The sequence below is a fragment of the Curtobacterium sp. ME12 genome (assembly GCF_903970855.1).
Taxonomy (GTDB): domain Bacteria; phylum Actinomycetota; class Actinomycetes; order Actinomycetales; family Microbacteriaceae; genus Curtobacterium; species Curtobacterium poinsettiae_A.
Genome location: NZ_CAJCKD010000011.1, coordinates 30820 through 43436, shown reverse-complemented (window position 1 = coordinate 43436; position 12617 = coordinate 30820). Strand labels below are relative to the sequence as shown.

The following is a 12617-nucleotide window of genomic DNA, read 5'->3' as shown; positions in this document are numbered from 1 at the left end:
CTGGCACCTCACGCTCGCGCCGTGACAGGATGAGGCCGTCAACATCTGGGGGGAATGACGATGGCGAAGATCCACGGGAACGATCCGACCGGCTACTCGTACAGCGCGGCGGATGCACTCAAGTCGGCGTCGACGGCGCTCGCGTCGGCGATCGGGGGACAGTCCGGCTCACGGTCGTCGTCCGTGACGACGGCGGGCGCGGAGTTCCGGGGGTACTTCTCCGAGGTCTTCGCGGACAACGCCGACATCGCCTCGCGGAGTGCGACGAAGCTCGTCGAGTCGCTGCAGAGCCTGTCCGGCTTCGTGCAGGAGCTCCGCGACGCCGCGAAGGACGAGGACGACCGGCGGAAGCGGGCGAAGGAGTGGGAAGCCCGCAAGCGTGAGCGCGAGGAGAACTTCTTCGTCGGCGCCGGGCACGAGATCTCGACGTGGTTCGGCGGCGGGGACGACCCGAAGCCGCCGGAGCCCGAGCCGGAGCCGCGACTGCAGGCGGACGAGGTCAGCGTGAAGGGCCGCGAGATCCCCGCAGGCGGTGGAGCCAGCGGTGGGACGTCGTCGGCCGCCCCCGCAGACCTCCGCTCCTTCGAGGCGACCACCCGCACGCTCGACGCCGACCTGTCGGGTGCCGTCTCCACGTTCCGCAACGCCCTGGCCGACTACGAGGCCGAGTGCAACCCCTGCTGGGGCACGCTGAACGCCCAGTCGCTGCTGACCGCCGTCAACGACTGGCTCACCGCGAACGGGCAGGACGCCGACTGGGCGGGCACCGTCGCCGCGCAGTTCGAGGCCGCCGGTGGTGGTGCCGGGCCTGCGACGCTGTCGGACGCGGCGATCGCGGCGGCCCTGTCCGCGGCGGGGATCGACGCCGGACGTGACGACTTCACCATCGGACCGTTCTCGGCGATGGGGACGCCCCCGACCAACGGGTTCGCCGACGACCCGGTCAACACGGCCACCGGCAACTTCCTCGAGCCCGAGACCGACCTGTCGTTCGCTGGGCGGGCCGCGTCGCTCCGGCTCACGCGCATGTACAACTCGCTCGACGGCCGCTCCGGGGTGTTCGGGCTCGGGTGGTCCTCGATCCTCGACACCCGGCTGAAGATCACCGACGAAGCCGCCTCGGTCGTGCTCGACGACGGTCGGCAGGTCGACTTCCCGCGACAGGGTGACGGGTGGAGCCGCGGCGTCGGCGAGGACCTGTGGCTCCGGGCCGAACAGGACTCGCTCGTCGTCCGGGACAACGCCGGCGGTCGGTGGGCGTTCACGCCGTCCGGACTGTGGCTGAGCAGCGATCGTGGAGCGGGCACCGCCGTGACGGTGCGCCGCGACGAGCAGGACCGGATCACTCGTCTCGCGCACGTGTTCGGGCGGTTCGTCGACATCGAGTACCGCGGCGACCGGGTGGCGTCGGTGACGGCCTCGGACGGACGCCGCGTGGAGTACCACTACGACGACGCCCGCCGGCTGGTCCGGGCGACCGATGCCGTCGGCAGTCGTCGATACCGCTGGAACGCGGACGGGCTGATCGACCGCGTGACCGCTGCCACGGGTGTGGTCGAGTGCGAGAACACCTACGACGACCGCGGCCGGGTCGTCGAGCAGCGCACACCGTTCGGTCGACGGGTCCGGTTCTCGTACCTGCCGGGTCGGGTCACCTCGGTCTCCGACGTCGACGGGGAGCACGCGAACACCTGGATCGCCGACCGGAAGGGCCGCGTCGTCGGGATCATCGACACCGACGGGCAGCGCCAGTCGATGTCGTACGACCCGCACGGCAACCTCGTCTCGGTGACCGAGCGCGATGGTCAGGTGACCGTCCACGGGTACGACGAGCGGGGACGGCGCGTCCGGACCGTGACACCGGAGGGCGCCGACCTGACCTTCGGGTACGACGAGCAGGACCGCATGACCACGGTGGTCACCGCGAACGGCGGGGTCGTCGAGTACGAGTACGCGGGCGACGACCGGAACCCCTCCGTCGTCATCGACCCTGTCGGCGGTCGCACGCTGCTCGAGTGGCGGGACGGCCTGCTCGTGGAGACGACCGATCCGATGGGCGTCGTCGTCTCCTTCCACCACGATGTGTCCGGTGATCTCACCGGGGTCGAGAACGCCGTCGGCGGCACCGCGCAGCTGGTCCGCGACCCCGGAGGCCGGATCATCGAGGCGGTCACACCGCTCGGCAACCGGACCCGGTACCGCTACGACGCCGCCGGACTGCTCACCGCACGTGAGGACCCGGACGGCGGTCTGTGGCGGTTCGAGCACGGCGACGGCGGTCGGATCACGGCGACGATCGATCCGACCGGTGCCCGCACCGAGGTCACCTACGGCCAGCACGGCGAGATCGTGTCCACCACGGACCCGCTCGGTCGCGTCATCACCAAGGACTTCGACGCGTTCGGCAACGTGACGACGATGACCCTGCCCGACGGCGCCGAGTGGGCGTTCGTGCACGACGCGCTCTCCCGGCTCGAAGCCGTGGTCGACCCGGCCGGCGGCACCTGGAAGCGGGAGTACGACGCGGTCGGAGCCCTCGGTGCCACGGTCGACCCGACCGGTGTCCGCACCGAGGTGCGTCGCTCGCGCGCGGACGGCGTCTCCACGGTTCGCGACGCCTTCGACGCCGTTTCCGTGACGACCGACGAGTTCGGGCGTCCGACCCGGCTCGAGCACGCGGACACGTCCGCCGAACTCACGACGTACGACGCCTGCGGTCGCGCGGTCGAGCTCGTCGACGCGGACGGAGGCCTCACCCGGATCGAACGTGACCTCGCCGGACGCGTCGTCGCCGTCACCACCCCGGCGGGCCGAACCACCCGGTACGAGTACGACGCGTGCGGTCGCCCGGTCAGCGCGATCGACCCCGCCGGCGCACGCACCACGTTGACCTACGACGCCGATTCCCGGGTCGTCGCGCGCACCCTGCCGACCGGCGAGGTCGCCCGGACCGAGTACGACCGCCAGGGTCGGGTCGTCCACGCCGACGTCCCCGGAGTCGGCACCGCGAGGTACCGGTACGACCGGGTCGGTCGCGTGGTCTCGGTGCGGGACACCCGCTTCGGCCAGCGGAGCTTCCGGTACGACGCCGCCGGACAGCTCGTCGCCGCGGTGAACGGGCTCGGCGGCACCACCCGCTACGAGTACGACCAGCGTGGACGACTCGTCCGCACCGTCGATCCGCTGGGTGGGGTGACCGTCCGCACGTACACGCAGCTCGACAAGGTGGCCTCGTCCACCGATCAGCTCGGTCGCACGACGACGGCGACCTACGACGCGGCCGGGCGCCAGCTCACCCAGACCGACCCGGACGGCGCCGTGCTGCGGTGGGAGTACGACGCGGCCGGGCGCGAATCCGCGCAGTACGCCGGTGACCGGTTGATCGGCCGCATCGACCGCGATGCGCGTGCTCGCACGGTGACGATCACCGACGAGACCCGTCCCGACTCCCCCGCCACCCACGTCCTCGAGTTCAGCCGACTGGGCCAGCTCGTCCGCCGTGCCACCGGCGCGCGCGAGACCCGGTGGACCCACGATGCCGACGGACTCCGCACCTCGGTGCAGTCCCCCGACGGGTCCACGACCCGGTACGAGCACGACGCCACCGGACGGGTCGTCCGCGTCGACCACTCGGCCTTCGGCGAGGTCCGGTACGAGCACGACGCGGCGGGGCGGCTCCTGCAGGCCCGCGCCGGCGATCAGCTGCAGACCTGGGAGTACGCGAACGGACACGTGGTCCGGCACGCGCGCATCGACGCGGACGGCACGAACGCCAGCACGATCGAACGCGATGCCGACGGGCGCATCACCCGGGTCGACGGACCCGGTGGGAGCACCACCTACGAGCACGACGATGCCGCGCAGCTGGTGGCGTCCGTCCAGGAAGCCCGTCGCACGGACTGGGTCTACGACGTCGCTGGCCGTCTGGCCGAGGAACGGACGGACTCCGGGGCCCGACGGTTCTCGTACGACGCCGCCGGACAGCTGACCAGGGTCGACGCTCCGGACGGGGCGCCCGAGGCGGAGTACGCCTACGACGGCGCAGGTCGACGGGTCCAGACGGTCCGAACGGACGGCGTCGCGACCACGTACCGCTGGACCCCGCAGGGTCGCCTCATCGGGGTGGCGGAGACCACCGCGGCAGGCAGCACCACGACCGACCTACACGTCGACGCCCTCGGCGAACTCGCCGATGTCGACGGCGTCCCGATCGACTGGGACACCGCCGCGTTCGCACCGACGCTCTTGGCCGTCGGTGACGAGCCGGTGCTCCGCGCTCCCGGCGGCCTGATCGGGGTGGACGACCGCTGGATCGCCAGCGGTCGGCGCACCACGAGAGCAGCCGACGACGCCGACCCGTGGCAGACGCTCGTCGACCTCGGCGGCTCCGGCCTGCCCGGCGGCATCGCACTCGGCGCCGACGGTTCGCTGCAGGTCGCCGGCCTGGAGTGGATGGGCGCCCGCGCCTACGACTCGTCGTCGCGCGGCTTCCTGTCCGTCGACCCGGTCACCGCGCCCGCGGGAGCAGCCTGGGCGGGCAACCCGTACTCGTTCGCCGGCAACGACCCCCTGCACGCCATCGACCCGCTCGGACTCGCGCCGGTCACCGACGCCGAGCTCGAGGCCTACGCAGCGGCTCAGCAGGGGCCGCTCGCACGTGCCGCAGCCGCGACCGGTGACTGGTTCGCGGACAACTGGGAGTACGTCGCCGGTGGCGCGATGGTCGTCGCCGGCGGTGTGCTCGTCGCCACCGGCGTCGGCGGTCCGGTCGGCATGATGCTCATCAGCGCCGGTGCCGACACCATCATCCAGAAGGCCACCACCGGCGAGGTGAACTGGGGCCAGGTCGCCGTCAGCGGGGCCTTCGGTGCTGTCGGCGGTGGTGCCGGTGCCCTGATCGGCAAGCAGCTGGTCAAGAACGCAGCAGAAGGTGCGGCCGAAAACGTCGCCAACTACGCGGTGAGTGGCCAGCCCGTGACCCCCGGTGGTCTGCTCCGGAACGCGGCCGAAGGTGCCGCGACGTCGGCGGCCACCGGCGGCACGATGGCGAAGGTCCATCTGCCGACAGCCGTGAACAAGCTCGGGGACGAACTCCCCGTTCCGAAGACTCCTGACGGGAGTTGGTTCCCTCATCGACCGCTACCAAGCTCACAGAAGGGAGTTCGGTTGCCGGAGTCGGAGTACCCGCACACGGAACTTGGTTGGCGCGAGAGCAAGAGCGGGACTAGCTATCCTCAGGCGCGAGAATTTGACGGGGATGGTGAGATCGTTCGAGACATTGATTTCACTGACCACAACCGACCAGCAATCCATCCAAACCCACATTTCCACCCGTACGAGCCCAATGCGACGGGCGGAAGCCGCACGCGCAGCAAGACCGCCCTACCCCTCTTCTAGTTGAATCGGATCCAATGCTGCGACTTTTTTCTCATGAATCCGAGCAGGGCGATACCGAATGGTTCGACCTCGCCGACGTTGTGGCCTCCCTTCATCTGCCCGAGCTTTCATGGACGGCTGAGGACATATTCGTCAACGTGTCGACAGATCCCGGACTGGACGTCGCGGAACTGGAGCAAGTGTCTAGCGCGCCCCACTTGCCAAATCCGGTACTCGACAGTGCCTCGTTCGCGCGACTCGCCGAAGCCACACATCAGTTCATCGAGGGCGAGTTCGTCGGATTCCACCCATCCGATGTCGGCAAAATCGACAAAGCAGTCATCCGCCTCGACATGAGTGACGGCTCGTTGTGGACGATCATCATCGACACAGATCAGGTCAAGATAGGGGCCACATTTTCTCGAGTGTTCGGGTCGGGAACGCAAGTACCGGCGATGACCACCCGCGCTCCAGGACCTTCGACCGAAATGCCCTCGTAAGCACCTGACGGTCGCGAGCCGGGAGCCTGAGGAGAGCGGGACGGCAACCGAGGACGAACTTTACTTTCTTGGCCCTATCGGTCCGCGCGGGGAAGCACTGCTGGGGGGATCTCTCGCGTCGGCACTGTGTACATCCCCAAAGAGGCAGCTACAGGATGTAGGACGATATGTTGACGTGGACAGAAGATGAATCACGGCTGCACGATCTCGTGCGCATCTGCCTGAGTCATCTCAAAACACCCGAATCAATGGCATTGCAGCATCAGGCACAAACGATTCGGGGCATCGAACAATTGCTCCGAGAATCTGGCAAATAGACCTTGACGACCACCCTATCGCCAAGCTGCCGGACGGGCCCCTCCCCAGCAGATCCTATTACCTGGATGGGCAGGCGGAAATCGGCGGGGAGATCCTCATATGGGCGAAAAATGGAAAGATTTACAGTCTCGAACTCCCTGGTTCAGCCACGCAATGCCGCGGGAAATCCCCCGGACCAACCAAGTTGCATTCGAGGAATGATCGATTGCTTCGCAATCTCCTGGCGCAGAAATGTTCGGCCTGTGGATCCCAACATCCTTGTCAGCGACTGCGTGCCGGTCCCCAGATGCCGGTCGGAGTCCGTGCAAGAAGGGCTCCGTCATTACCAGGGGGGAATGACGCGCAGGGGGGCGAGGGCATGAGGAATTCCGAAGAGGCGATCCCGGCGGTCATCCCTGCAGACACGCTCGACTTCATCGGCGTCGACTTCCGGCTCGAGCTGCGCTTCACCGACGGTTCCGGCGTGCAGCTCGAATCTGCGTTCACCGTCACGGACCGATCCGGGGGCAGCGTGGTCGTCGATCCGGAGCGGAAGGACTCGCTGCTCCCCATCCTGCGGCTGTTCGGCACAGAACTCGTTCGGCGATCCGTCGAGGGCGACACGCTCACGCTGGTCTTCGCTGAAGGAGCGACCCTCGTCGCTGGTCCGGACGCCGAGTTCGAGTCCTGGCACGTCTCGGAGCCGAAGGGTCGCCCGGTTCGTGTCGATCCGCCGACCGGAAGGACGAGCACAGGTACGGAAGGAGATCGAGGATGAGCGGCGTTCCGCGCCAACCCTTCGCGCTGGACATCGCCGGCGACACCGTCGACTTCATCGGCCTCGAATCCGACGTGACGATCCGCTTCTCGAACGGTGCGTCGCTCCGGTTCGAGACCGACTTCGCGCTGACCGGCTCTGACGGGGAGCACGAGTTCCTCGATCCCGGTGACAAACCGTCCCTGCTCGGCCTCCTCGCGCTGCACACCGAGGTCGTGTCGGACGGTGCAGTGACGGGCGGGCGGATCGCCATTCGGTTCGCCTCGGGTGCGTTGCTCGAGGGCTGGCCGAACCGCCGAGGTCCGTCCTGGCACTACAGCGAACCGGGGCGCGCACGGGTCGACATCGACGCCCTGCCCGACGGCGACGTGCAGTACCGACACAGCCCGTCGTCCGCGGAGGTCCGACGGTGACAAGCGCTCCCCCGCACATCTCGATCGGTCATCTCCGAGCGGTCACCAACGATCCGACCGTGGAGCTCCCGGACCGTGTCGTCGACATCCTCGCCGCTGTCGGTCCGGACACCAATGTGCTCGTCTACGACGTGTCCGCACGGTCGTTCGCAGCGGTCATCCGGCGGACCTACTCGAAGAAGCAACCGAACCTCGTACCGTTCATCGACCCGCTCGAAGCCCTCGGGGACGAACTCGTCCTGATCTGCCAGGTCGAGCACGGCGATGAACTCGTGACGGTCGTGTTGCGTGCGAGGGACCGAACGCTCGTGGCGGCCACGGCGATCGACCGATCCGTGGGTCTCGTCCACATCACCGTCCAGGAACTGTGCTCGCGGCTCCGCGCATCAGACGCTCCGGGGGCGGGACTGGCGCTCGAGGTGGTATCGCAGTGTCCGGCCGACGAACGGGTCCGCATCTTCGAACAGGGCGCGCTGTCGACAGCACGGACCTTCCTGACGAAGTACACGATGGCCGCCGAAAAGGGCTTCGACGTGCGCGGACTCGACGGGTTCGCCCGTGCGCTCGTGCCGCTCGGCGACGAGCAGCTGGGGCTCTGCATCGTGCAGGCTGACACCTCGGTCGGAATCACGGCGTTCGCGCCCGGCAGGACTGACGTCCTCGCTGCCATGAGCGTGGGCGGGCTCTCGCCGGGTCCACGCCCGACACAGGAGACCGGATGACCTCCGACCTGACGCACGGCCCAGCGCAGCCGCGCCGACCGGCGACTCGTCTCGAGGAGTTCGGGCCGCGACAGCAGCCGACGCTCTAGATGCTCGCTTCGTAGCCGTCCCACTGCGCGCCGGGCGTCTCGGCGGTGATGCTCGCGAAGAACTGCACCGCCTCACCCAGTCGGGCGTCGTCGACGAGCACGTTCTGCTGATCGGCGGCGACGTACCACTCCGCACCCGACGGCTTGACTGCGACGTTCCACCCGGCGGCGGCGATCTGATCGGAGGCTGCCCTGGCGGTGCCTTCGTCCGGGAAGTACACGAAGTGCACCCAGTCACGCGGCTCCGACAGGTCGCCGCCCCGCAGCACGATCTGCTGCAGCACGGGGTTCGTCGGCAACGAGGGCACCGGCTCGGGGCGGTTGCGGAACGGCCACATGGTTCGAGTCTCGCAGACGGCATCATGGACGGACGGGAGGCGCGGTGTCAGCTGGCACCGCGCCTCCCGTCCGTCTGCTCTTGCGTCTACCGCAGCCTGGCCGCCCGCGACGCTGGACCACCTCGGTGAGCCACGCGAGGATCCGGGCGTCGTGTCTCCGGCGGAGATGCCCAGGCGACCGGTGCCTCGTGGTCGCCGTCCTACCCTGTTGCAAACCACCGCGACGTCGCAGGACTACCGTCAGCGAAGACCGCGCCCGATCACCGCGTGGGATCGGGGCAGTTCCTGCTCGAAGGAACGTCGCGCGGCCCCTCCCGAACGGCATCGAGAAGGGAGCGACCCAGCTCGGTCGCGTCAGCGGCGTCAACCCGGAGTTCTGACATGCAAGAAGTCTTCTTCCTCTCGTCCATGGACAGCAAGCGGTTCTCGTCCGTCTTCCGGTGCGAAGTGGAACGACCGATCGAGCTCACGAACGGTCACCATGCGCTGATGGTCAGCTGCGATCCGCCGCTGAACGGTCAGGAGCTCGGCCACCCGCTGGGTGTCGGGGAGCTGTTGCTCTGGAGTCGCTTCGAGGACGAAGACCTCTGGACCTTCCCCACATTCCCGCACTTCGTGCAGATCTGTCTCCCTGACGTCGATCCGCCTGTCCGTGCCATGCCTCCGAGCATTGCATGTGGCGAGATCTACAAGACCGAAGCAGATGCGTACGCCCACGAGATGAGCGCTCGTCCGCGCTCTTCGACGAAGTGATCGATCCGTGAGAGCGAGCGGATGAAGACCGTGACGTTCCGGCCGGACCACCCCCTTCGTGAGCAGGAATGGTCGAGCGCGTGATCGCGACCCGACCATTTCTGCTCACGATGCGACCGAACGGACGCAACGACGGACGGGAGGCGCGGTGCCAGCTGGCACCGCGCCTCCCGTCCGCCCTTCGGTCGCGTCTACCGCGCGCTGGCCGCCCCGCGCCGCTGGACCACCTCGGTGAGCCACGCGAGGATGCGGGCGTCGAACCAGTCGGCGTCGTGGTTCCAGAGCTTGGTGTGTCGGGCCGTGGTCTGCACCTCGAGCCGGACCAGGTCGGGTCGGGCGCGGGCCAGGTCGTGCGACGCGGAGGACGGCACGAACCCGTCGTCGTCGCTGTGCAGCAGCAGGATCGGCACCGTCAGCTCGGCGGACCGGGTGACCATGTCGAGCTCCCGCAGGTCCACCGGCTGCTGCAGGCCGGCGAGGCGGTGCAGCACCGGGGTGCGGAGCAGCCGCTGGGCGACCTTGCGGACCGGACGCGGCAGGCGCAGGAGCTGGCTCTGCGACTTCAGGACGGCGTGCCAGTCGACGACGGGTGACTCGAGCACGACGCCGTCGACCAGGCCGGCGAAGCGCGAGCGGAGCAGGGTCTGCAGCACGACGGCGCCGCCCATCGACCAGCCCATCAGCACGACGCTCTGGGCGTCCTGCGCGGTGAGCCAGCGGAGCACGGAGTCGACGTCCTCCCACTCGGTACTGCCGAGGCCGTAGCGGCCGTCGACGCTCGGCGGGGCGACGCCGTCGTTCCGCCACGAAGCGAGGACGACCGAGTAGCCGGCGGCGCGGAAGACCGGGACGGCGCGGATGGTCTCGGCGCGCGTGACGCCACGGCCGTGCACCAGGACGGCCCACGGCGCTGCCGGGTCGTCGGCGCGGACGACCCAGGCGGGGGCGGGACCGTTCGGGGTGGGGATGTCGACGTCCTCCACGGGCACGTCGAGCTCGCCGGGTGTCAGGTAGAACCAGCCGCCCCAGCGACCGCGGCGGGCGGCCGTCGCGTCGCCGGCGTCGATCGCGATGATGCGGCGCGTGACGGTGGTCTCGGTCGTGCCGAGCACCTCGCCGACGCGCATGTGGCCGGTGCCGCCGCCGAACCAGAGCGAGTAGCGGCCCTGCAGCTCGGTGTCCGCGGTGCGTTCGATCGTGACGGTCTTCCGGACGGGGTCGACGGCGTGGATCGGGACGCGTTCGTTGCGCTTGCGGTCGGGGGTGACGACGGCACGGGCGACGGCGGCGACGAAGCCACCGATGACGGCCGTCCCCACCGCGGCAGCTGCCAGGCCGGCGCCGAGTGCGATGAACCCGGCCGATCGAGCGGTCTCCTGGACGACGTCCTCGGCGGGTCGCGCGGATCGGGACATGGCCCGGAGCCTAGTCTGCATGTGTGTCCGAATCCCGAGAGCCCGACGCCTTCGCGCGGCTCCGCGCGTTCGTGTCCGGCGGCAGCGGCCGCGCCGAGACCACCGTCACCGAGATCCCCTCGCCGACCCGGATCGCACCGTTCTCGATCGCCTTGGCGGCGGACGTGTCCGGCACCGCGCACGGCGTCGAGTCGGACCTGGGCACCGGCCGGTTCATCGCCCTGTACGACCCGGAAGAGCCCGAGGGCTGGGGCGGCGCGTTCCGTGTCGTCTCCTTCGCGCAGGCGCCGCTCGAGCCTGAGATCGGCGTCGACGAGTTCGTCGCCGACGTCACCTGGAGCTGGCTCGTCGACGCGCTCGAGTCACACGGTGCGACGTACGACCACGCCTCGGGCACGGCCACCAAGATCATCTCGCGCGGCTACGGCGACCTCGCCGCACAGGGCGACGGCGCCCAGCTGGAACTCCGCGCGTCGTGGACACCACGCGGCGACGACCTCACCGCACACGTCCGGGCCTGGCAGGACATCGTCGCCATGCTCGCCGGTCTGCCTCCCGCATCGGACGGCGTGACCCTGCTGGCCCCGAGGAGGCTCGCCAAGTGACCGACCCCGCTCCCCAGGACGCCGCCGGCCCCGCTGCCGGCTCGGCCGCTCCAGCTGCCGGCTCGGCCGCTCCGGCCGCCGCTGCCGGCCCCGCCTTCGAGGCCTCGCACGATGCCGTCAAGGTCATCGACACGCGTGAGGACTACCTCGAGGCAGTCGCCGCCATCGCCGCCGGCCACGGCCCCGTCGCGGTCGACGCCGAACGAGCCAGCGGCTACCGCTACTCGCAGCGCGCGTACCTGATCCAGGTGTTCCGCCGTGGTGCCGGTGCCTTCCTGTTCGACCCGATCCCGATCGGCGACTTCTCGGAGCTGCAGGCCGCCATCGTCGACGAGGAGTGGCTGTTCCACGCCGCCTCGCAGGACCTGCCGTGCCTGCAGGAGGTCGGCCTCGTCCCCACGCGCATCTTCGACACCGAGCTCGGCGCCCGGATCGCCGGGTTCCCGCGCGTCGGCCTCGGCGCCGTCGTCGAGCAACTGCTCGGCATCACCCTCGCGAAGGCGCACTCGGCGGCCGACTGGTCGACCCGACCGCTGCCGCAGTCGTGGCTCATCTACGCCTCGCTCGACGTCGAGCTGCTGCCCGACCTCCGCGACGCCCTTGCCGAGAAGCTCGACGAGGCCGGCAAGACCCGGATCGCCCACGAGGAGTTCGACGCGGTCCTGCACCGCGCGCCGAAGCCCGCCCGAGCCGAGCCCTGGCGTCGACTGTCCGGCATGCACGCGCTCCGTGGGGCGCGAGCCCTGGCGATCGCCCGGTCGCTCTGGCTCGCTCGTGACGAGTACGCCCGACAGGCGGACATCGCCCCCGGGCGCACCATCCCCGACGCCGCCATCGTCGCCGCGGCGGCCGCCGCACCCGAGTCCCGCGCCGAACTCGGTGCGCTGAAGGCCTTCACGGGTCGCGCCAGCCGTTCCGAGCTCGACCGCTGGTGGGCCGCCGTCGAGGAAGGTCGCACCACCGAGGACCTCCCCCGTCTGCGCGGTGCCGGCGAGGCGACCCTGCCCCCGCCCCGCGCCTGGGCGGACCGCAACCCGGCGGCCGACCGCCGGTACAAGGCCGCACGTGCCGAGGTGACGAAGCGTGCCGAGGAGCTCGACATCCCGCTCGAGAACCTGCTCACACCGGAGACGCTCCGGCTCGTGTCGTGGGCCCCGCCGTCGCCGCCGTCGACCGAGCTGGTCGGAGCCGCCCTCGCCGAGCACGACGCCCGTCCGTGGCAGGTCGAGGAACTCGCGTCGATCATCGCGTCGGCCTTTGTCGCTGCCGCACAGCGGCCCGCCGCGACGAACGACGACGAGTCGTAGGAACCACCCAACCGGCATGCGGCC

Annotated in this window: 10 protein-coding genes; 8 read left to right on the top strand and 2 right to left on the bottom strand. The window is 69.8% G+C overall.

What is annotated here, in order from left to right; genetic code table 11:
- Nucleotides 1–60 precede the first annotated feature (60 nt).
- The 5 genes from H7A73_RS07580 to H7A73_RS07560 all read left to right on the top strand — a co-directional run bounded on the left by H7A73_RS07580 (nucleotide 61) and on the right by H7A73_RS07560 (nucleotide 8086).
- Complete coding sequence (locus H7A73_RS07580) at nucleotides 61–5397, top strand: DUF6531 domain-containing protein (protein WP_182065373.1); 5337 nt, start codon at nucleotides 61–63, stop codon at nucleotides 5395–5397.
- 14 nt (nucleotides 5398–5411) lie between these two features.
- Nucleotides 5412–5876 carry a hypothetical protein gene (locus H7A73_RS07575; RefSeq protein WP_182065371.1) on the top strand — a complete coding sequence of 155 codons (465 nt, stop codon included), beginning with the start codon at nucleotides 5412–5414 and terminating at the stop codon, nucleotides 5874–5876.
- A gap of 676 nt (nucleotides 5877–6552) precedes the next feature.
- Complete coding sequence (locus H7A73_RS07570; RefSeq protein ID WP_182065370.1) at nucleotides 6553–6951, top strand: DUF6188 family protein; 399 nt, start codon at nucleotides 6553–6555, stop codon at nucleotides 6949–6951.
- The gene (locus H7A73_RS07565) at nucleotides 6948–7364 is read left to right on the top strand and encodes a DUF6188 family protein (protein ID WP_182065369.1); all 417 of its coding nucleotides are present in this window, start codon (nucleotides 6948–6950) and stop codon (nucleotides 7362–7364) included. Before H7A73_RS07570 ends, H7A73_RS07565 begins: the two co-directional genes overlap by 4 nt.
- Before the next feature lie 59 nt (nucleotides 7365–7423).
- Nucleotides 7424–8086 carry a hypothetical protein gene (locus H7A73_RS07560; protein WP_182065368.1) on the top strand — a complete coding sequence of 221 codons (663 nt, stop codon included), beginning with the start codon at nucleotides 7424–7426 and terminating at the stop codon, nucleotides 8084–8086.
- An 85-nt stretch (nucleotides 8087–8171) separates the two neighbouring features.
- Here H7A73_RS07560 and H7A73_RS07555 read toward each other — a convergent pair whose 3' ends face one another.
- Nucleotides 8172–8513: a ribonuclease E inhibitor RraB gene (locus H7A73_RS07555; RefSeq protein ID WP_182065367.1), complete on the bottom strand. Its 342-nt coding sequence runs from the start codon at nucleotides 8511–8513 to the stop codon at nucleotides 8172–8174.
- Between the two features lie 381 nt (nucleotides 8514–8894).
- Between H7A73_RS07555 and H7A73_RS07550 the strand changes: the two genes are divergently transcribed.
- Complete coding sequence (locus tag H7A73_RS07550) at nucleotides 8895–9266, top strand: hypothetical protein (protein ID WP_182065366.1); 372 nt, start codon at nucleotides 8895–8897, stop codon at nucleotides 9264–9266.
- 191 nt (nucleotides 9267–9457) lie between these two features.
- Here the strand turns inward: H7A73_RS07550 and H7A73_RS07545 are convergent, their stop codons facing one another.
- The gene (locus H7A73_RS07545; RefSeq protein ID WP_182065365.1) at nucleotides 9458–10681 is read right to left on the bottom strand and encodes an alpha/beta fold hydrolase; all 1224 of its coding nucleotides are present in this window, start codon (nucleotides 10679–10681) and stop codon (nucleotides 9458–9460) included.
- A 23-nt stretch (nucleotides 10682–10704) separates the two neighbouring features.
- On the opposite strand from H7A73_RS07545, the gene H7A73_RS07540 reads away from it, so the two are divergent.
- Together H7A73_RS07540 and H7A73_RS07535 are read left to right on the top strand one after the other, a co-directional pair.
- Nucleotides 10705–11286, top strand: a complete 582-nt coding sequence (locus H7A73_RS07540) for a DUF3000 domain-containing protein (protein WP_182065364.1) — start codon at nucleotides 10705–10707, stop codon at nucleotides 11284–11286.
- On the top strand, nucleotides 11283–12593 hold the full coding sequence (locus H7A73_RS07535) for an HRDC domain-containing protein (RefSeq protein ID WP_259362766.1): 1311 nt from the start codon (nucleotides 11283–11285) through the stop codon (nucleotides 12591–12593). The genes H7A73_RS07540 and H7A73_RS07535 overlap by 4 nt, the downstream gene beginning before the upstream one ends.
- Nucleotides 12594–12617: the final 24 nt, after the last annotated feature.

Coding starts and splice junctions, on each gene's coding strand:
- H7A73_RS07565 (WP_182065369.1), top strand. CDS start 6,948: ATGAGCGGCGTTCCGCGCCAACCCTTCGCGCTGGACATCGCCGGCGAC.
- H7A73_RS07545 (WP_182065365.1), bottom strand. CDS start 10,681: ATGTCCCGATCCGCGCGACCCGCCGAGGACGTCGTCCAGGAGACCGCT.
- H7A73_RS07575 (WP_182065371.1), top strand. CDS start 5,412: ATGCTGCGACTTTTTTCTCATGAATCCGAGCAGGGCGATACCGAATGG.
- H7A73_RS07555 (WP_182065367.1), bottom strand. CDS start 8,513: ATGTGGCCGTTCCGCAACCGCCCCGAGCCGGTGCCCTCGTTGCCGACG.
- H7A73_RS07580 (WP_182065373.1), top strand. CDS start 61: ATGGCGAAGATCCACGGGAACGATCCGACCGGCTACTCGTACAGCGCG.
- H7A73_RS07570 (WP_182065370.1), top strand. CDS start 6,553: ATGAGGAATTCCGAAGAGGCGATCCCGGCGGTCATCCCTGCAGACACG.
- H7A73_RS07550 (WP_182065366.1), top strand. CDS start 8,895: ATGCAAGAAGTCTTCTTCCTCTCGTCCATGGACAGCAAGCGGTTCTCG.